Origin of the sequence: Microbacterium suwonense, from assembly GCF_030296555.1 — a bacterium.
Classification (GTDB): Bacteria; Actinomycetota; Actinomycetes; order Actinomycetales; family Microbacteriaceae; genus Microbacterium; species Microbacterium suwonense.
In genome coordinates, this window is the sequence record NZ_AP027728.1 from 1,179,949 (window position 1) to 1,197,692 (window position 17,744).

Below are 17,744 nucleotides of genomic sequence, written 5' to 3' on the forward strand. Positions count from 1 at the left end.
ACGAGGATCATGTCGCCGACCGGAAGGAGAGCACCTGCAGTCCCCCGCCGGCTGTGATGATCCCGGCGGCGAGGAACTGCGCAGCCAGCTTGATCATCCAGTCCAGATCGAACAGGTCGTCGATCATGCCGACGACGGCGATCAGCGCGGCGGCGGCCAGCAGCGACCACAGCGTCTGCGGGGGCGACCACATCCGCTCGAAGAACGGGTTCGCCGCCGAGACGAGGATGGCGCACGCGATCCCGATGAACATCGCCACGCCGCCCAGGCGCGGCTTCGGGGTCTTGTGCACGTCCCGTTCACGGATGCCCGGATAGAGCTTGAACCTCAGGCTCAGCTGCCAGACCGCCCACGTCAGCGCGAAGGTGATCGACGCGGTGAGGATGATCGTGAACAGATACTGCTTCACTCTTCGTCTACCGGACTTCCGCCGTCGGCGTCGGACGCGGCACCCTCCAGCACCGCACCCTCGAGGCTCTCGTCCGGCTCCAGCAGTTCTCCGAGCACGCCCTCGAGCTGCTCGCGGGTGATCGCGCCCTCCCGGAGGATGCGCACGGTCGGCGCCTGATCATCACCGGTGGTCACCAGCGAGGTCGCGTCGATGATGGTCGAGGGCACCCCGCTCTCGCAGTATCCCTCTTCCAGGTAGACCTCGACCGCGTCTCCGAGCATCTCCTGTGCGTCGGATGCGATGATCGCCGCCGAGCGACCGGTGAGGTTGGCGCTGGAGACCGCCAGCGGGCCGGTCTCTGCCAACAGCTCCAGCGTCACCCGGCGATCGGGCATGCGCACGGCGACCGTGCCCTTGGTCTCGCCGAGGTCCCAGGTCAGCGACGGCTGCGCGGGCAGCACGATGGTCAGCCCGCCCGGCCAGAAGGCATCGATGAGTTTCTGCACGGCATCCGGCACCGACTCCACCAGCGCCGCCATCATGTCCTGCCCGGCGACCAGCACCGGAGGCGGCATCTCGCGACCGCGCCCCTTCGCGTCGAGCAGGCGCTGCACGGCCGCCGGAGAGAACGCGTCTGCGGCGACGCCGTACACGGTGTCGGTGGGGAGGACGACGAGTTCGCCGCGGGCGATGGCCTGACGGGCGTGGCGCATGCCGGCGAGGATCTGTGCCTCGTCGCGGCAATCGAAGACAGTTGACATGGCCTGCTCATTCTACGGGTGCGCGATCACGGTGCACCGTGGAAGCATCCGGGCCTGGTCAGGATCCGACCGTGCCGGCGCAGGTCAGCGGCTGAGGGCGGTGGTCGCGCGGTCGCGCCGGGTGAGGTCCTCGTGGGTGGCGGTGGAGCGCCAGCCGTCCGCCTCGAGCAGCGCGCGGATCGACGCCCCCTGCAGCTCACCGTGCTCGAGCACCAGCAGACCCCCTGGATGCAGCAGCTCCTGCGCACGCCGGCTGATCACCCGCACCACGTCCAGCCCGTCCGGGCCGCCGTACAGGGCCTGGGCGGGATCGTGCAGCCGTACCTCGGGATCGCGCGGAATCGCATCGTCCGGTACGTACGGCGGGTTCGAGATGACCACGGATGCCGTACCCCGCAGCTCGTCGAAAGCCGTGGCGAGGTCGCCGAGCACGAGGGTGAGGTTCCCGGCATCCGCCGTGTTGCGTGCCGCCCACGCGTGCGCCTCGGGCGAGCGCTCGACGGCGAAGACGCGCGACTGCGGAACCTCGGTCGCCATCGCCAGTGCGATCGCACCGCTTCCGGTGCCCAGATCGATCGCGATCGGCGCCGGGGACGCACTCTCCTGCAGGGCGTCGATGGCGATCTGCACGACGGTCTCGGTCTCGGGCCTCGGCACGAACACGCCAGGCCCGACCGCCAGCTCCAGCTGCCGGAACGCAGCCGTGCCGGTCAGGTGCTGCAGCGGTTCACGCGCCGCACGCCGGGCGGCCAGAGTAGTGAGCCGTTCGGCATCCGCGTCGTCGATGTCCTCGCCGCGGATGAGCGCGGCCTGCACCTCTCCACGGCTCAGGCCGAGCACGTGGCCGATCAGCAGCTCGGCATCCACCACCGGATCAGGGACTTCGGCGTCGGTGAGCTGCTGCACCACCGAACGCAGGCGCACGGAGAGGGATTCGGGCATCCTCCCAGCGTAGGCGTCCGGACATATTCGCCTGGACACATTCGCCTGGACACATTCAGTCAGCGCCTCGCGCGCACGCCGTAGGCTGATCACGCTGATCCCCTCGACGAAAGGTGCGCCATGGCCGGCATCCACTCCGATATCACCACCGCGTTCGGCAACACCCCGCTGGTGCGGCTGAACCGTGTGACCGAGGGCCTGTCCGCGACTGTGCTCGCGAAGCTGGAGTTCTACAACCCGGCCTCGAGCGTGAAGGACCGCATCGGCATCGCGATGGTCGACGCGGCCGAGGCATCCGGGCAGCTCAAGCCCGGCGGCACGATCGTCGAGGCCACCAGCGGGAACACCGGCATCGCTCTGGCGATGGTCGGCGCGGCACGTGGCTACCGGGTGATCCTCACGATGCCCGGGTCGATGTCCAAGGAGCGGCGCGTGCTGCTGCGCGCGTTCGGCGCCGAGATCGTGCTCACCGACCCGCACAAGGGCATGACCGGCTCCATCGACGTGCTCAAGGAGATCATCGCCGAGAACCCGGATGCCGTGTGGGTGCGTCAGTTCGAGAACGAGGCCAACCCGAAGATCCACCGGGAGACCACCGGCCAGGAGATCCTGCGCGACACCGACGGTCAGGTCGACATCGTCGTCGCCGGGGTCGGCACAGGCGGCACCGTCACCGGCGTAGGCCAGGCGCTGAAGGCGGCCAAGCCCGAGGTGCAGGTGATCGCCGTCGAGCCGAAGGACTCCCCGTGCTCAGCGAGGGGCACCCCGGGCCGCATCGCATTCAGGGCATCGGACCGAACTTCGTGCCCGATGTGCTCGACCGTGAGCTGCTCGATGAGGTGTTCCCCGTCGAGTACGACGACTCGCTGCGCACCGCCCGCGATCTCGCCGCCAAGGAGGGCCTGCTCGTGGGCATGTCCGCCGGGGCGGCCGTGTGGGCGGCGCTGAAGGTTGCCGAGCGTCCTGAGAACGCAGGCAAGACCATCGTCGCGATCATCCCCGACACGGGTGAGCGCTACATCTCCACCGCGCTCTTCGAGGATCTGCGCGACAAGCCGAAGGCCTGACGGAACACGACATGAGCATCGTCTCCCGGGTGCGCGAAGATGTCGCTGCGGCTCGTCGGGGGACCCCGCGGCACGCCGTGGATTCGAGGTGGCCGCGCTGTACCCCGGCCTGCACGCGATCTGGGCGCACCGCCTGTGGCACGCACTGTGGCAGCGGGGTATCCGGTTCCCGGCGCGGATGGGATCGCAGATCACCCGGTGGCTGACCGGCATCGAGATCCATCCGGGTGCCGTCATCGGCCGGCGCTTCTTCATCGACCACGGCATGGGCGTCGTGATCGGCGAGACCGCCGAGATCGGCGACGACGTCATGCTGTACCACGGCGTCACGCTGGGCGGGCGCACCAGGAACTCCGGCAAACGGCATCCGACGCTCGAGGACGGCGTGGCCGTGGGTGCCGGGGCGAAGATCCTCGGGCCGGTGCGGATCGGCGCGCGCTCGGTCGTGGGAGCCAACGCCGTCGTGACGCGCGACGCGCCCGCCGACAGCGTGCTGGTGGGCGTGCCCGCCAAGGCGCGCCCCCGCGATGGCGCAACTGCCGCCCTGCTCGCCGCCCCCGACTACTCGATCTGACCCCGCCCCGCTGCCCCGCCTCCCAAGCCCGTCTATATGGCGCGCGTGCACGGGTTGCTCGGCGTGTCGCGGGCATCAGTGCCAAATAGACGGGAAGTCGGGACGGAAACCGTGTCGGCTGGCCATGGCCCGCGCCCGACGGACGCGGCGGACGGTCTCGGACGGATGCCGATACACATGCTCCGAGGTGAGCCGCACCGGATACCAGCCTGCCTCGGTGTAGGACTGGTATTTGTCGATATCGCGCTGCAGCTGCTTCCGGGTCAGATGCCCATCGCTCTCATACTCGATGGCCAGCTTCAGCTCTGGATACGCCAGCTCACTGCACCCCAGGAACCGACCGTGGTCATCGTATACGTCGTAGTCCAGCATCGGCTCCGGCATTCCGGCTCCGCGGATGATCAGACGGATCTGCGTCTCGGGTGCGGATGCCGCTCCCGTCCGCGCGAGCTCCAGCGCCTGCCGCAGTCGTGGAGCACCCGGACGCCCTCTCCGGCGCGTCAGGATCTCGAGCTCCTCGCGGGTCGCCAGTGCCGTCTCAGTCACGGGTGCGAAGCCGCCCGGATGCCTGGGCACGCGCAACACGTGATCGGCGGCCGCGACCAGGGCGTCGAGGCCGAGAATACCGCCGAGCGTGGCCCAGGTGCTCGCGGCATCGGTCACTGGAAGCCCGTCGGTTTCGCCGACCTTTACGAAGCCGCGGGTGTGCTGGTGCCCGATGATGCCGGGGCGGCGCGGCGCCCGACGCGGACGATGGACGCCGACGTGCAGGGCATCCTTCTGCCACACCCACGGCGGCATCGGGATGCGCCAGGCGATCGCCGCACTCGGCCCGCAGAAATAGCCGTCCGGCGGCAGCAGAGGCGCGTATGCTCGCATCCGCCCGACGTGCTCCCGCCGCATTCTGTCCCAGATATCCGGCTCGGTCTGGTCCGCGTCGCCGGATGTGATCATGACGCGGCCTCCCCGGAACGGCCTGCTCAGGTCTTCGGAGTCCAACCGACGGCGCGTGACACCGAGCGCGCGGGCTTCGGCGAAGGTGAAGGCATCCGGGAGTTCCGAGGGAGCGGCTGCAGCATCCCGCCACTGTGCCCGATCCGAGACCGACTGCGCTCGAGTTATCCACAACCCTCGCGATCACCCCCGTCTATATGGCGCTCGTGCACGCGACATGCCGTAAAAGCCGTGCACGCGCGCCAAATAGACGGGCTTGTGGGCGCGAAGCGCCCGGGTCAGGAGGCGTCGGAGCCGAGGGCTGCGAGGCGCTCAGCCTCATCGGCCTCGATGCAGGACTCGATGAGGGGGTCGAGAGCGCCGTCCATCACCTGGTCGAGGTTGTACGCCTTGTAGCCGGTGCGGTGATCCGCGATGCGGTTCTCGGGGAAGTTGTAGGTGCGGATGCGCTCGGAGCGGTCCATCCCGCGGATCTGCGAGCGACGGGCATCGGATGCCGCGGCCTGCTGCTCCTCCTGCTGCCTGGCCAGCAGCCGGGCGCGCAGCACCCGCATGCCGGCCTCGCGGTTCTGCAGCTGTGACTTCTCGTTCTGCATCGACACCACGATGCCGGTGGGCAGGTGCGTGATGCGCACCGCCGAATCGGTCGTGTTCACCGACTGGCCGCCAGGGCCCGAGGACCGGTACACGTCGATCTTCAGATCGTTCTGATCGATCTGGATCTCCTCCGGCTCATCGACCTCGGGGAAGACCAGCACGCCGGTGGTGGAGGTGTGGATGCGCCCCTGCGACTCGGTCGCCGGCACGCGCTGCACACGATGCACGCCGCCCTCGTACTTCAGGTGCGCCCAGACGCCCTGCGACGGGTCGGCGGCGGAGCCCTTGATCGCGAGCTGCACGTCCTTGTACCCGCCGAGATCGGATTCGTTGCGCTCGAGCAGCTCGGTCTTCCAGCCTCGATGCGCGGCGTACTGCACGTACATCCGCAACAGGTCGGCGGCGAACAGTGCCGATTCGGCGCCGCCCTCCCCCGCCTTGATCTCCATGATCACATCGCGGGCGTCGTCCGGGTCGCGCGGGATGAGCAGCCGGCGCAGCTTCTCCTGCGCGGCGGCCAGCCCCGCCTCGAGCGCCGGGATCTCGTCTGCGAACGCCTCGTCCTCGCGGGCGAGCTCGCGAGCCGCGTCCAGATCGTCGCCCGCAGTCAGCCAGGCTTCGTGCGCCGCGACGATCCGGCTCAGTTCGGCATAGCGCCGGTTCACGCGCTTGGCGCGCGCGGCATCGGCGTGCACCGCCGGGTCGGAGAGCTCCTCCTGCACCCGGCGATGCTCGTCGATCAGCGTCTGAACGGACTCGAACACGACTCAGCGGCGATCAGCGGATGTTGTTCTCGTGCGCGTGCGAGGAGCCGGTCGATGCGGGTGCCGGGATCGACTTCTGCATCTGGAACAGGAACTCGACATTCGAGCTGGTCTCCTTCAGCTTGCCGAGAACGACTTCCAGCCCCTGCTGCGGGTCCAGGCCCGCGAGGGCACGGCGCAGCTTCCAGGTGATCTTGACCTCGTCGGCCGAGAGCAGCATCTCCTCGCGGCGGGTGCTGGACGCGTTGACGTCGACCGCCGGGAAGATCCGCTTGTCGGCCAGTGCGCGCGACAGGCGCAGCTCACTGTTGCCGGTGCCCTTGAACTCCTCGAAGATGACCTCGTCCATCTTGGATCCGGTCTCCACGAGCGCGGTGGCGAGGATGGTCAGCGAGCCGCCGTTCTCGATGTTGCGCGCGGCGCCGAAGAAGCGCTTGGGCGGGTACAGCGCGGCGGCGTCGACACCACCGGTGAGCACGCGGCCCGAGGTGGGCGTCGCGATGTTGTACGCCCGGCCCAGACGGGTGATGGAGTCGAGCAGCACGACCACGTCGCGGCCCAGCTCGACCAGGCGCTTGGCGCGCTCGATGGCCAGCTCGGCGACCGTGGTGTGATCCTCGGCGGGGCGGTCGAAGGTCGATGCGATGACCTCACCCTTGACCGTGCGCTGCATGTCGGTGACCTCTTCAGGGCGCTCGTCGACGAGCACGACCATGAGGTGCACCTCGGGGTTGTTCTGCGCGATGGCGTTCGCGATCTGCTGCAGCACGATCGTCTTGCCTGCCTTGGGCGGCGCGACGATCAGACCACGCTGACCCTTGCCGATCGGTGCGACCAGGTCGATGATGCGCTGGGTGAGCTTCTCGGGCGCGGTCTCCAGGCGCAGGCGCTCCTGCGGGTACAGCGGAGTGAGCTTGCCGAACTCCACGCGGTTGCCTGCGTCGTCGGGAGAAAGCCCGTTGATCGAGTCGACCTTGACCAGCGCGTTGTACTTCTGGCGGCCCTGCTGCTCGCCCTCGCGGGGCTGCTTGATGGCGCCGACGATGGCGTCGCCCTTGCGCAGGTTGTACTTCTTCACCTGGCCGAGCGAGACGTACACGTCACTGGCGCCCGCGAGGTAGCCGGTGGTGCGCACGAAGGCGTAGTTGTCGAGCACGTCGAGGATGCCGGCGACCGGAATCAGGACGTCGTCCTCACCGATCTCGGTCTCGAACTCGTCGGCGTTCTGGTTGCCGCCACCACGGCGCTTGTTGCGCTGGCGCGAGCGTCCGGAACCCTGGTCGTCATCACTGTGCGAAGTGTCCTGCTGGCCGCCGTGACCGCCGCCGTTCTGTCCGTTGCCGTTCTCGCCCTTGCCGCCCCGGCCGCGACTGCGGCTGCGGCTGCGGCTCCGGCCACGACCCGAGCCATCACTGTCGGAAGACCCGTCGCCATCGGATGCCGAGTTCCGCTCGCCACGCGAGGAGCCCTGCTCGGATGAGGATGACTCGGCCGCGGCACCGTCGGCATCGCCGGAGGTCTCGGCGCCCGCGTCCGCAGCGTCGGCCGCATCCGTGTTCTTGGCACCACGGCGACCGCGGGCCGGACGCTTCGCCGGCGCGGAGGAGCCGTCGCCGGCGCCGTCGGCATCCTTCGCGGCGCCCTTCGCATCGGCATCCTTCGCGTCCACCGCCGTGGTGTCGGACGTCTTCGCGTCGGGGGTCTTCGCGTCAGCGGCCTCCGCCCCTTTGCGGCGCCCGTCGCCTTCGCGTCGGCGCCCTTCGCTCCGGAATCCTTCGCGTCCGGCGTCTCTCCGCCGGCATCGGCGGCCGGAGCGGCCTCCCCGGCGGCCCGAGAGGCGCGCTTTCGCACCGGCTTGGCCGGCGCCTCGGCGGCATCTGAGGCGCCCGCAGCGTCGGTTGCTGCCGGGGCGGCATCGGAGGCCGGAGCCTCGGCCGGCGCCTCCGCCTTCTTGGCGCGAGTGCGCCGCGGAGCCTTCGGCTTCTCCTCGGCGGGCGCCGAGGAATCAGCAGCCGCGGAATCAGCAGCCGGGGCATCAGCAGCAGCGGCGGCGGATGCCGGAGCCTCCGGCGCCTGAGTCGCAGCAGCGGACGCCGACGTGGCGCGCCGCGGCGCACGCTTGCGCACCGGAGCAGTCTCGGTCGCGGCCGCTTCAGCGGCCTGGTTGTCGTTGTGGGTCTCGGAGAAGTTCTCCACGAGTACTCCCTCATATGTCGTGGGAAATGAGCAATCCAGAGAATGCACAGCAGAAGCTGCGCGTCACACGCGCCGACGCCATGCGCCTGCCTGCCAGTACCTGGGTGGTGCTGGGGATCGCGTGCGGATTTCGCAGAAGTGCGACGGGGCCAGATTCACGAAGTTACGTGGAGCCCTCCGCTCGATCCCTAACTGTACCACCACGCACGTCCACCGCGAGCATGTGCGCATCCCAGGGAGTGTCGGTGACGGCATCCGCGAGATCGATCGCCCGCTGACGGGATCCCGGGCCGTCTGCGAGCACCAGCACGCTGGGACCTGCTCCCGAGACCACCGCGGCAAAGCCCTCCGAGCGCAGCGCCTGCACCAGTCGCAGGGTCTCCGGCATCGCCGTTCCGCGGTATTCCTGGTGCAGCCGGTCGGCGGTGGCATCCAGCAGCAGCTCGGGGCTCTGCGTCAGCGCGGCCACGAGAAGTGCCGATCGGGAGACGTTGAACACGGCGTCCTCACGCGACACCTGCGGCGGCTGCAGCGACCGGGCCAGCGAGGTCGACATCGTGAAGCCGGGCACGAACACCAGCGGCGCCACGCCGCGGTGCACCAGAAGCTTCTTGTGCTGCGGGCCGCTCTCGCCTGTCCAGGCGATCGTGAGTCCGCCGAACAGCGCGGGGGCGACGTTGTCGGGGTGTCCTCGAGCTCGGTCGCCAGGCGCAGCAGCTCCCGGTCGTCAAGCTCCACGTCGTCGGCCAGCAGGCCCTTGGCGATCAGGATGCCGGCCGCCACCGCAGCCCCCGATGACCCGAGCCCGCGTCCATGCGGCACGCCGTTGGTCGCGTGGATCCGCAGGCCGGGAAGCGGACGGCCGACGTCTGCATAGGCATGGGCGATCGATCGGACGACGAGGTTTCCAGCATCCGTGGGGATGTGCTCCGCCCCCGACCCGTCGACCTCGATCTCGAGCCGGTCGTCGGCGAACGACGATACGGTGAGAGTGTCGTAGATGCTCAGCGCAAGCCCGAGCGTGTCGAATCCGGGCCCGAGGTTCGCGCTCGTGGCGGGCACGGTGACCGTGATGGTACGAAGGGCGCCGTCGACGACGGGGGTGTCCGAGACGACGGGCTCCATGTCCGCCGGAACGACGGTGACGCCCACGCTCATTCCCCTCGACGCGCAGCACCGAGACCACGTTCTCGACGACATCGCTGGCGGTGAGCCGGTCGACGGCTGCGCTGAGAGCGCTGTCAGCCGCGCGATGGGTTCCGATGATCAGCCGGGCCGTGCCGCGCGCATCCGACGCGGTGACCTGATCGGCGTCCTGATCCGCCGACGCGGCGACCGCAGTCTGCACGAGCGTCGCCACCGACACCCCGCCCTCACTGAACAGCCCCGCGATCGTAGCCAGCACACCGGGCTGGTCGGCGACCTCGAGAGTGATCTGATAGCGGGTGGTCACATGGCCGATCGACACGATCGGCAGGTTCGCCCTGGTCGATTCGCCGACACCCGTGCCACCCGCCATGTGCCGGCGGGCCGCAGAGACCACATCGCCGAGCACAGCGGATGCCGTCTGCACACCGCCGGCGCCGGCGCCGTAGAACATCAGCGAGCCGGCCGCCTCGGCCTCGACGAACACCGCGTTGTTCGCGCCGTGCACCGCGGCGAGCGGATGCGACCGCGGGACGAGCGCCGGGTATACCCGCACCGAGATCGACTCGCCGGTGGACTCCTGCAGCCGCTCGCAGACGGCGAGCAGCTTGATGACGAAGCCGGCGCTGCGGGCCTCCTCGATCATGTCGGCGGTGATGGAGGTGATGCCCTCGCGGTGCACGGCCTCCAGCGGCACGGTGGTGTGGAATGCCAGCGAGGCCAGGATCGCGGCCTTCTGCGCGGCATCGTAGGCTTCGACATCCGCGGTGGGGTCGGCCTCGGCATAGCCGAGCCGCTGGGCATCGGCGAGCACGTCGGCGAAGTCGGCGCCCTCGCTGTCCATCCGGTCGAGGATGTAGTTGGTGGTGCCGTTCACGATGCCGCTGATGCGCACCACACGGTCGCCGGCGAGCGAGTCCCTCAGCGGCCGGATGATGGGGATGGCTCCGGCCGCAGCGGCCTCGTAGTACACCGAGGCGCCCACCCGGTCGGCGGCCTCGAAGACCTCCGGGCCATGCGTGGCGAGCAGCGCTTTGTTCGCCGTCACGACGTCGGCGCCGGATCCGAGTCCGAGCAGGATGTGCGACCGGGCGGGCTCGATGCCGCCCATCAGCTCGATGACGATGTCGGCGCCGGTGATCAGCGACTCGGCATCCGTGGTGAACAGCTCACGGGGAAGATCCACGTCTCGTGGCGCATCGACGTCACGCACCGCGATGCCGGCCAGCTCGAGTCGCGCACCGGCACGGTCGGCGAGCTCGTCGCCGTGACGCAGCAGCAGGTCGGCGACCTGTGATCCCACGGCACCGGCTCCCAGCAGCGCCACACGAAGTCGTCGGTAGTCAGTCATCTGCGCTCCTCAGCACGTCGGGGTCGGTTCTGGTCTGGTCTGTTGCGGTCGACATCGGCGACGGCGGCCGCTCCGGCGAAGCCGGTCACCGCGCGATGCCGGCGTCCCGTGCCAGCAGATCGTGCAGGCTCTCGCCGCGCACGATGACGCGGGACTCACCGGCGTTCACGGCGACGATCGGCGGCCGCGGAATGTGGTTGTAGTTGCTCGACAGCGGCGCGCAGTACGCACCCGTGGCGGGAACGGCGAGCAGATCGCCCGGCACGATGTCGGCGGGCAGGTATTCGTGGTCGACGACGACGTCGCCGGATTCGCAGTGCTTTCCGACCACGCGCACCAGCACGGGGTCGCCCTGGCCGGCTCGCGATGCGAGACGGGCCGAGTACTGAGCGCCGTACAGCGCCGGGCGGGCGTTGTCGCTCATGCCGCCGTCCACGCTGACATAGCGACGACTGCCGGTCTCGAGCGCGACGTCCTTGAGGGTGCCGACCTCGTACAGCGTCACCCCGGCGTTGCCGACGATCGCGCGACCGGGTTCGAACGACAGCGCCGGGATGCGGATGCCGCGGGCGGCGCATCCCTCGGCCACAGCCGAGACGATCCCCTCGGCGAGACGCTCGATGGGCTCGGGGGTGTCGGCCCGGGTGTAGGCGATCCCGAACCCGCCGCCGAGGTTCAGCTGCGGGATCTCGCCTCCGGAGAGCAGCTCCTGATGCAGATCCAGCACACGCGCTGCGGATTCGCGGAAACCGGCCACACCGAAGATCTGCGAGCCGATGTGACAGTGCAGCCCGGCGAACTCCAGGCCTGCGATCTCGCGGATCCGCGCGACCAGGGCCGGTGCGGCGCTCAACGGTGTGCCGAACTTCTGATCCTCGTGGGCGGTGGCCAGGAAGTCGTGCGTCTCGGCGTGCACGCCGCTGTTCACCCGCAGCATCACCCGCTGCGAGGATCCGCCGCGTGCGACGATCGCGGCGAGCCGCTCGATCTCGATCTCGCTGTCGATGACGATCGTGCCCACACCCGCCTCGACGGCGCGCTCCAGCTCTGCCACGGATTTGTTGTTGCCGTGGAAGCCGAGCCGTCCGGCATCCGCTCCTGCTGCCAGGGCGACCTCCAGCTCGCCGCCGGTGCAGACGTCGACGTTCAGGCCCTCGTCCATCACCCAGCGCACCAGCGTGGTGTTCAGCAGCGCCTTGCCTGCGTAGTACACGCGGGCGGTGGTGCCATGCGCTTCGGCGGCAGCGTCGAAAGCCGCTCGCGTCGCAGATGCGCGACGGCGCACCTCGGCCTCGTCGAGCACCTGCAGCGGGGTCCCGTAGGTGCGGACGAGGTCGCCGGCGGAGACGCCGCCGATGACCAGCTCGCCTTCACCGTCGCGCTCGGCCGAGGCGGGCCAGACCGCTGGCGCGAGGTCGTTGGCGTCGTCGGGCACGACCAGCCATTCTGGGGCGGGCGAGGAGACAGCTGAATGCACAGAGCACCAATCGTGGGGCGGGTCCGAGGGCGAGGAGCGCACGGCGAGGTTGCCCACGATTCTAGGGCAAACCGACTGCCTGCTTCCGCAAGGTCTCGCCCCGTGACGATGTCCGCACGGCTCGCTAGGGTGATCGGATGGAGGGCTCATCCGATTCCGAACGCCCGGGCCTGTTCGCACGGGTGTCGGCGACGCTGATCAGACGGCTGCTGCGTTGGCGACTGGTGCGCGCTGCGCTGCTGTACACAGGCCGACGCGGACCCGTGCTGGCGGATGCCGTGACCTATCGCGCATTGTTCAGCGTGTTCGCGGCTGTGCTGCTGGGGTTCTCGGCGGCCGCACTGTGGCTTTCGGGCAACGAGCAGGCGTGGGATGCCGTGGTCTCGGCGGTGGACTCGGCACTACCGGGCCTGATCGCCACGTCGGACGGCGAGGGGATCGTCGATCTCGACGTCATCTCGGCACCCGGCGGACTGTCGATCGCGGGCATCGTCTCGCTGATCGGGCTGGTCGGTTCCGCGCTCGGTGCGATCGGCACCCTGCGCACGGCCATGCGCACCATCGCGGGAACGATCGCCGCGGATTCCGCCTGGTACCTGGTGATGCTGCGCAACCTCGCACTCGCGCTGCTGATCGCGGTCGCCTTCGCCGGCGCCGCCGCCCTGACCTTCGCCGGTGATGTGATCGTCCATGCGATCGGCAGCGGCTGGGGGTCGCCGACCGCCGTGTCGTGGGGCGTGCGCATCGTCTCGCTCCTGGTGGTGTTCGCCTTGAACGCGGTGCTGATCGGGTCGGCGTTCCGCATCCTGTCGGGCGTGCGGGCGTCGGGTCGCGCGCTCTGGTCCGGGGCGGCGCTGGGGGCGCTGGCCCTGCTGGTGCTCCAGGAGCTCTCCGGGCTGTTCGTCGGCGGCGCGAAATCGAATCCGCTGCTGGTCTCCTTCGCGTCGCTGCTGGCACTGCTGCTGTGGCTGAACCTGTCGACGCAGGTGATCCTGCTCTCCAGCGCCTTCATCGTGGTCTCGGTGCAGGAGGAACGCGATCGCGTGGCGGCGAAGTACGGCGCCGACACCCTCGCCGACGCTGCGGTGAGATTGGCGGAGGATGACGTGCGAGCGGCGACCGCGGCGCTGCGGTCGGCTCGATCCGCGGCCGACAGGGAGCACTGACGGTCCGACCGGCGCTCAGTGCCCGCGTCCCTGCATTCGACTCTTGGCGGCGGCGATCCTATTGCGTTGCGATCCACCAGATGGTGCCCGACGAATCCTGCACACCGCCACGCAGGTCATCGTCCTCGCTCTTGCGCACGGGCTCTTGGATGACGCTCGCGCCGGCCTCGACAGCCCGAGCGAAGGTCGCAGCAGCATCTTCGACATACAGATGGATGTGCGCCGGTGCGCGTGCGGTCTCGGTCGCCCCGCCGCCGATCATCACGACGCTGTCATCGATCTTGATCTCGGCGTGCATCAGCGATCCGTCCGGATGGTCGAATCTGCGCTGCAGAACCCCGCCGAATGCCGCGCCGAGAAATTCGATGAGCGCCTCTGCGTCCTGACAGACCAGGTAGGGACTGATCGACGGGTAGGAGGCCGGTTTCCAGCGTTCCATCCCGCAATTCTACGGCGGCTGGGCAGAAGAGCGGCTCTGCGCCCGCAGGGACTCAACCTGGGCAGCTGCCGTTCTCGAGCAGCGCGGGGTCGACGGTGATGCGGCCGTCGGCGCTGATGTCGGCGACCGCCCGGATGCCCTGGATACGCAGTCCGGTGAGCGTGATGCCGGCCGGGAGCCGATCGGCGATGCAGATGCGCTGCGGGCCGGCGAGCTTCTCCCCGGCGGAGCCGAGCAGGTCCGCGAGCCCCTGGAGGTCGATCTGGCTCCCGCCCAGGGTCACCGAGATCGGCGTGAGCAGCAGGTTACCGTCGTCGGCCGCGGGGAGTACGGTCAGTCCGACCGGGATGTCGCGTCCGAGCAGGGATATCTCGCCCTGCACAGTTGCGTTCGGGGCGTCCAGGGAGATCTCGGCATCCGGCAGCTGCGAGTCCCGCAGCAGCGCCGCGAACTGCGTCTGATCTATCGATACCGTGCCCTTCGCCGTGCCGAGCGCTCCGCCGCGAATGTGCACATCGGTCGCGGTGACGTGCGCGGAGCCGGTGATGCCGCCGATCGTCACCTCGTCCGACGACAGCCGCAGCTCGTGCAGCGTTCCCCAGACCAGCTGCGGCAGCAGGATGCCGGCCGTCTGCACCTCGAGCTGCTGATCGGTGGGCAGCTCCAGCTGCTCGACGACCACGGAGCGCACGATTCCCGGCACCACGGTGCGGGCCAGCAGCTCAGCGGCCACGACCAGCGCGGCGAGCACGCCCAGGGCGACGAGCAGGATCCACGGCCACCGCGCCCGCCGATGCCGGACGTTCCCCACGATCGGCGGCGCGGTCATGTCACATCCGCTCGGGAGCGGTGACGCCCAGCAGCTGCAGGCCGTTGCGCAGCACCTGACCGGTGGCGTCGTTCAGCCACAGTCGCGTGCGGTGCACGGTCTCGAGGGGGTCGTCTCCCTTGGGGATGACGCGGCAGGTGTCGTACCAGCGGTGGTAGAGGCCGGCAAGCTCTTCGAGGTAGCGCGCGATGCGGTGCGGCTCGCGCACCTGTGCGGCGAAGGCCACCAGTCGCGGGAACTCCTGCAGGGCGCCCAGCAGGGCGCTCTCGGTCTCGTGCGTGAGCAGCTCGGGCGCGAACTCCGAGCGGTCGACGCCGGATGCCGCCGCGTTGCGGGCGACGTTGTGCGTGCGGGCGTGCGCGTACTGCACGTAGAACACCGGGTTGTCGTTGGTCCGCTTCTGCAGCAGCTCGGGATCGAGGTCGAGCGGCGAGTCGGCGGGCGAGCGCTCCAGCGAGTAGCGCAGCGCATCCGGCCCCAGCCAGTTCAGCAGGTCGTCCATCTCGATGATGTTGCCGGCGCGCTTGGACAGTCGCGCGCCGTTGATCGACACCATCTGCCCGATCAGCACCTGGATGTTCTTCTCGGGATCCTCGCCCGCGGCGCCGGCGACGGCCTTGAGCCGGTTGACATAGCCGTGGTGGTCGGCGCCGAGCAGGTAGATCTTGTTCTGGAAGCCGCGGTCGCCCTTGTTCAGGTAGTAGGCGGCATCTGCGGCGAAGTAGGTGTACTCGCCGTTGGAGCGGCGGATGACCCTGTCCTTGTCGTCGCCGAAGTCGGTGGTGCGCACCCAGACGGCGCCCTCCTCGTCGAACACATGCCCCTGGGCACGCAGACGGTCGACGGCCCGGTCGACCAGGCTCGGACCGCCGTCATCGGATGCGGCGTGCAGTGTGCGCTCGGAGAACCAGACGTCGAAGGGCACGTTGAACCGCTCGAGCGAGCTCTTGATCTCGGCGAGCTGATATTCGTAGGCCTGGTCGCGTGCGACCACCAGCTGTTCGTCCTCGGGCAGCTCCAGCAGGGCCGGATGCGCCTCGAGCACGCGCCGTGCCAGATCGGCGATGTACTCGCCCGGGTAGCCGTCCTCGGGGGTCGGGTCGCCCTTGGCCGCGGCCAGCACCGAGCGTGCGAAGCGCTCCATCTGCGCACCCGCATCGTTGATGTAGTACTCGCGCACGGCATGCGCGCCGCTGGCCAGCAGCAGTCGCACGATCGAGTCGCCCAGCGCCGCCCAGCGGGTGTGGGCGATGTGCAGGGGGCCGGTGGGGTTGGCCGAGACGAACTCGACGTTCACCGAGACACCGGCCTGCGAATCATTGGTGCCGTAGGCGGAGCCGGCATCGACGATGGTCTTGGCGAGGGCACCCGCCGCGGCCGCTTCCAGGCGGATGTTGATGAACCCCGGTCCCGCGACGTCGACGGCGGCGATCCCGTCGACAGCTGCCAGACCGTCGGCGATCCGCTGCGCCAGCTCGCGGGGGTTCGTGCCGAGCCGTTTGGCCAGACGCATCGCGATGTTCGTCGCCCAGTCGCCGTGATCGCGGTTGCGCGGGCGATCCAGGACGACGTCGGATGCCGTCAGCCCGAGCTCCTCGTCGGGTCGCAGCGAGTCCGCGACCGGGGTGAGAACGGCGAGGATGGCTGCGGCGAGGGCTTCAGGGTTCATAGACCCTCAAGTCTACGGCCCGCGGTGCCCGACTCCCGCTCGGCGACGGCACGCTGTCGGTCACGAGCGGAACGCGTCCACCGTCTCGGTGAGACGCGCGAGGATCGCGTCGTCCGGCCGCCCTCCTGCCGCGCGCACCGCGAGCACCGCCGCCCCGACCGCCCCATCGCCGACCGGGCGCAGGTCCAGCGACTGCCCGGCACCCCCAGCCGTGCCAGGAAGGCGTCCCGCACGGGCCCGGTGCGAGAGAGTACGCTGCCGCCGACCACGAGCGGTCCAGGTCCCGTCAGCACTGCGCAGAGCGTGTCGGCAAGATGCTCGCCAGCCGCGGTGAGGATGCCGTGGGCCACGGCATCCGTCTCCTCGAACGCGTAGGGTGCGAGGCCTGCCAGCTCGATCGGAGGGAGGGAATAGAGCGCGCCCACCAGCTGCTCGAGCTCGCGCGGGCGTCCATCCACTCGAGCGTCCGTCCTGACGATGTCGCAATGCGCCAGGACGCGATCGGTCAGCGCGGTTCGCGGCCCCGTGCCGTCGAGATCCTGCACGGCCGCCCTGGCGATCTCCTGACCGATCCAGAAACCGCTCCCCCGGTCGCCGAGCAGCCAGCCCAGGCCATCCCCGGTCCTCTCGATGCGCCCGTCCTGCACGCGGATCACGCATGCGCCCGTCCCCGACACCAGCGCGTATCCGAACGTCGACGCCGCGCCACTGAAGTAGGTCGCGAGCAGATCCGACTCGAACACCAGACGCCCCACGAAACCGTGCTCCACCAGCCGATCCAGCAGCCAGTCGACACCGCCGGAGGCTCGCATCCCCGCCATCGCCGGGACGATCACCGAGACCTCGGCGAGAGTGCGGCCGGTCGCGGACAGGGCTGCGCGAACGGCATCCAGCACACCTTCCGCCGCCCGCTCCGGGCCCGCCGAGATCGGATTGCCGCGCCCGCCGACGCCGTAGCCGAGGCACTGCCCGTGCATGTCGGTCAGCACCGCTCTGGTCGAGGTTCCGCCGGCGTCGATGCCCAGCAGCAGCGCTTCGTGACTCATTTGTGATGTTGTCCTATTTGACGTTTTCGTCGCGTGAGAATAGTTTTCATCTCAACGGGAAAAACCCCCGACGGGGATTCAGGAGGCAATGGTGCCACGGACCAAGGACTTCGGCAACGGAATGACGATCGCGCGCCGCATCGCGGCCGGTCGTCACACCATGCCGACGGCGATGAGCAAGATCGCCGACGTCGTCACCGGGCATCCGGCGGCTCCCGTAGAGCTGACCATCACCGAGCTCGCCGAGCGTGCGGGCACCTCCCCGCCACCGTCACCCGCTTCTGCCGGGCGATCGGCTTCGACGGGTACACGCAGTTCCGTGTCGGCGTCGCCAGCGAGATCGGGCGTGGGGACGCGGACGAGAGCTGGCACGCC

Annotated in this window: 15 protein-coding genes and 3 pseudogenes; 4 read left to right on the forward strand and 14 right to left on the reverse strand. The window is 69.5% G+C overall.

Annotation, left to right across the window (positions count from 1 at the left end; all coding sequences use genetic code 11):
* Window positions 1–7 precede the first annotated feature (7 nt).
* From QUE33_RS16385 to prmC, 3 genes are all read right to left on the reverse strand, one after another.
* Window positions 8–409 carry an MraY family glycosyltransferase gene (locus QUE33_RS16385; RefSeq protein ID WP_434019617.1) on the reverse strand — a complete coding sequence of 134 codons (402 nt, stop codon included), beginning with the start codon at window positions 407–409 and terminating at the stop codon, window positions 8–10.
* A complete protein-coding gene (locus tag QUE33_RS06015) occupies window positions 406–1,152 on the reverse strand; it encodes an L-threonylcarbamoyladenylate synthase (RefSeq protein WP_286302498.1) in 747 nt (248 codons plus the stop codon). The genes QUE33_RS16385 and QUE33_RS06015 overlap by 4 nt, the downstream gene beginning before the upstream one ends.
* A gap of 84 nt (window positions 1,153–1,236) precedes the next feature.
* Window positions 1,237–2,094 (reverse strand): peptide chain release factor N(5)-glutamine methyltransferase, encoded by an 858-nt coding sequence (gene prmC, locus QUE33_RS06020; protein WP_286302499.1) that lies wholly within the window; start codon window positions 2,092–2,094, stop codon window positions 1,237–1,239.
* A gap of 120 nt (window positions 2,095–2,214) precedes the next feature.
* Here prmC and QUE33_RS06025 point away from each other — a divergent pair, with 120 nt between their 5' ends.
* From QUE33_RS06025 to epsC, 3 genes and pseudogenes are all read left to right on the forward strand, one after another.
* Window positions 2,215–3,042: a PLP-dependent cysteine synthase family protein gene (locus tag QUE33_RS06025; RefSeq protein WP_286302500.1), complete on the forward strand. Its 828-nt coding sequence runs from the start codon at window positions 2,215–2,217 to the stop codon at window positions 3,040–3,042.
* Complete coding sequence (locus tag QUE33_RS06030) at window positions 3,003–3,161, forward strand: hypothetical protein (protein ID WP_286302502.1); 159 nt, start codon at window positions 3,003–3,005, stop codon at window positions 3,159–3,161. Before QUE33_RS06025 ends, QUE33_RS06030 begins: the two co-directional genes overlap by 40 nt.
* 11 nt (window positions 3,162–3,172) lie before the next feature.
* Window positions 3,173–3,735: pseudogene (gene epsC, locus QUE33_RS06035) on the forward strand (serine O-acetyltransferase EpsC).
* 75 nt (window positions 3,736–3,810) lie between these two features.
* On the opposite strand, the gene QUE33_RS06040 reads toward epsC, so the two are convergent.
* The 6 genes and pseudogenes from QUE33_RS06040 to lysA form a co-directional block, all read right to left on the reverse strand.
* Window positions 3,811–4,689 (reverse strand): hypothetical protein, encoded by an 879-nt coding sequence (locus QUE33_RS06040; protein WP_286302503.1) that lies wholly within the window; start codon window positions 4,687–4,689, stop codon window positions 3,811–3,813.
* Between the two features lie 278 nt (window positions 4,690–4,967).
* Window positions 4,968–6,050, reverse strand: coding sequence for a peptide chain release factor 1 (prfA, locus tag QUE33_RS06045; protein WP_286302504.1), 1,083 nt, complete (start codon window positions 6,048–6,050; stop codon window positions 4,968–4,970).
* Between the two features lie 13 nt (window positions 6,051–6,063).
* Window positions 6,064–7,719: a transcription termination factor Rho gene (gene rho, locus QUE33_RS06050; protein ID WP_286302505.1), complete on the reverse strand. Its 1,656-nt coding sequence runs from the start codon at window positions 7,717–7,719 to the stop codon at window positions 6,064–6,066.
* A 690-nt stretch (window positions 7,720–8,409) separates the two neighbouring features.
* Window positions 8,410–9,371 (reverse strand): annotated as a pseudogene (gene thrB / locus QUE33_RS06055) (homoserine kinase).
* Window positions 9,372–9,405: 34 nt separating this feature from the next.
* Window positions 9,406–10,743, reverse strand: a pseudogene (locus tag QUE33_RS06060) (homoserine dehydrogenase); the annotation flags it as partial.
* Window positions 10,744–10,828: 85 nt separating this feature from the next.
* Window positions 10,829–12,220, reverse strand: a complete 1,392-nt coding sequence (gene lysA / locus QUE33_RS06065) for a diaminopimelate decarboxylase (protein ID WP_378760456.1) — start codon at window positions 12,218–12,220, stop codon at window positions 10,829–10,831.
* Window positions 12,221–12,357: 137 nt separating this feature from the next.
* On the opposite strand from lysA, the gene QUE33_RS06070 reads away from it, so the two are divergent.
* Window positions 12,358–13,386 carry a YhjD/YihY/BrkB family envelope integrity protein gene (locus tag QUE33_RS06070; RefSeq protein WP_286302509.1) on the forward strand — a complete coding sequence of 343 codons (1,029 nt, stop codon included), beginning with the start codon at window positions 12,358–12,360 and terminating at the stop codon, window positions 13,384–13,386.
* 58 nt (window positions 13,387–13,444) lie between these two features.
* On the opposite strand, the gene QUE33_RS06075 is transcribed toward QUE33_RS06070, so the two are convergent.
* The 5 genes from QUE33_RS06075 to QUE33_RS06095 form a co-directional block, all read right to left on the reverse strand.
* Window positions 13,445–13,825: a VOC family protein gene (locus QUE33_RS06075; RefSeq protein ID WP_286302511.1), complete on the reverse strand. Its 381-nt coding sequence runs from the start codon at window positions 13,823–13,825 to the stop codon at window positions 13,445–13,447.
* Between the two features lie 52 nt (window positions 13,826–13,877).
* Window positions 13,878–14,654: an LmeA family phospholipid-binding protein gene (locus QUE33_RS06080; protein WP_286302513.1), complete on the reverse strand. Its 777-nt coding sequence runs from the start codon at window positions 14,652–14,654 to the stop codon at window positions 13,878–13,880.
* A gap of 1 nt (window position 14,655) precedes the next feature.
* A complete protein-coding gene (argS, locus tag QUE33_RS06085; protein WP_286302515.1) occupies window positions 14,656–16,323 on the reverse strand; it encodes an arginine--tRNA ligase in 1,668 nt (555 codons plus the stop codon).
* The gene (locus tag QUE33_RS06090; protein WP_286302517.1) at window positions 16,320–17,369 is read right to left on the reverse strand and encodes an N-acetylglucosamine kinase; all 1,050 of its coding nucleotides are present in this window, start codon (window positions 17,367–17,369) and stop codon (window positions 16,320–16,322) included. Before QUE33_RS06090 ends, argS begins: the two co-directional genes overlap by 4 nt.
* Window positions 17,370–17,522: 153 nt before the next feature.
* On the reverse strand, window positions 17,523–17,741 hold the full coding sequence (locus QUE33_RS06095; RefSeq protein WP_286302519.1) for a hypothetical protein: 219 nt from the start codon (window positions 17,739–17,741) through the stop codon (window positions 17,523–17,525).
* Window positions 17,742–17,744: the final 3 nt, after the last annotated feature.

What these genes read in the sequence shown, in the direction of transcription:
- QUE33_RS06015 (WP_286302498.1), bottom strand. Translation starts at nt 1,152, where the DNA reads ATGTCAACTGTCTTCGATTGCCGCGACGAGGCACAGATCCTCGCCGGC.
- prmC (WP_286302499.1), bottom strand. Translation starts at nt 2,094, where the DNA reads ATGCCCGAATCCCTCTCCGTGCGCCTGCGTTCGGTGGTGCAGCAGCTC.
- QUE33_RS06025 (WP_286302500.1), top strand. Translation starts at nt 2,215, where the DNA reads ATGGCCGGCATCCACTCCGATATCACCACCGCGTTCGGCAACACCCCG.
- QUE33_RS06040 (WP_286302503.1), bottom strand. Translation starts at nt 4,689, where the DNA reads ATGATCACATCCGGCGACGCGGACCAGACCGAGCCGGATATCTGGGAC.
- QUE33_RS06070 (WP_286302509.1), top strand. Translation starts at nt 12,358, where the DNA reads ATGGAGGGCTCATCCGATTCCGAACGCCCGGGCCTGTTCGCACGGGTG.
- QUE33_RS06075 (WP_286302511.1), bottom strand. Translation starts at nt 13,825, where the DNA reads ATGGAACGCTGGAAACCGGCCTCCTACCCGTCGATCAGTCCCTACCTG.
- QUE33_RS06080 (WP_286302513.1), bottom strand. Translation starts at nt 14,654, where the DNA reads ATGACCGCGCCGCCGATCGTGGGGAACGTCCGGCATCGGCGGGCGCGG.
- argS (WP_286302515.1), bottom strand. Translation starts at nt 16,323, where the DNA reads ATGAACCCTGAAGCCCTCGCCGCAGCCATCCTCGCCGTTCTCACCCCG.
- QUE33_RS06090 (WP_286302517.1), bottom strand. Translation starts at nt 17,369, where the DNA reads ATGAGTCACGAAGCGCTGCTGCTGGGCATCGACGCCGGCGGAACCTCG.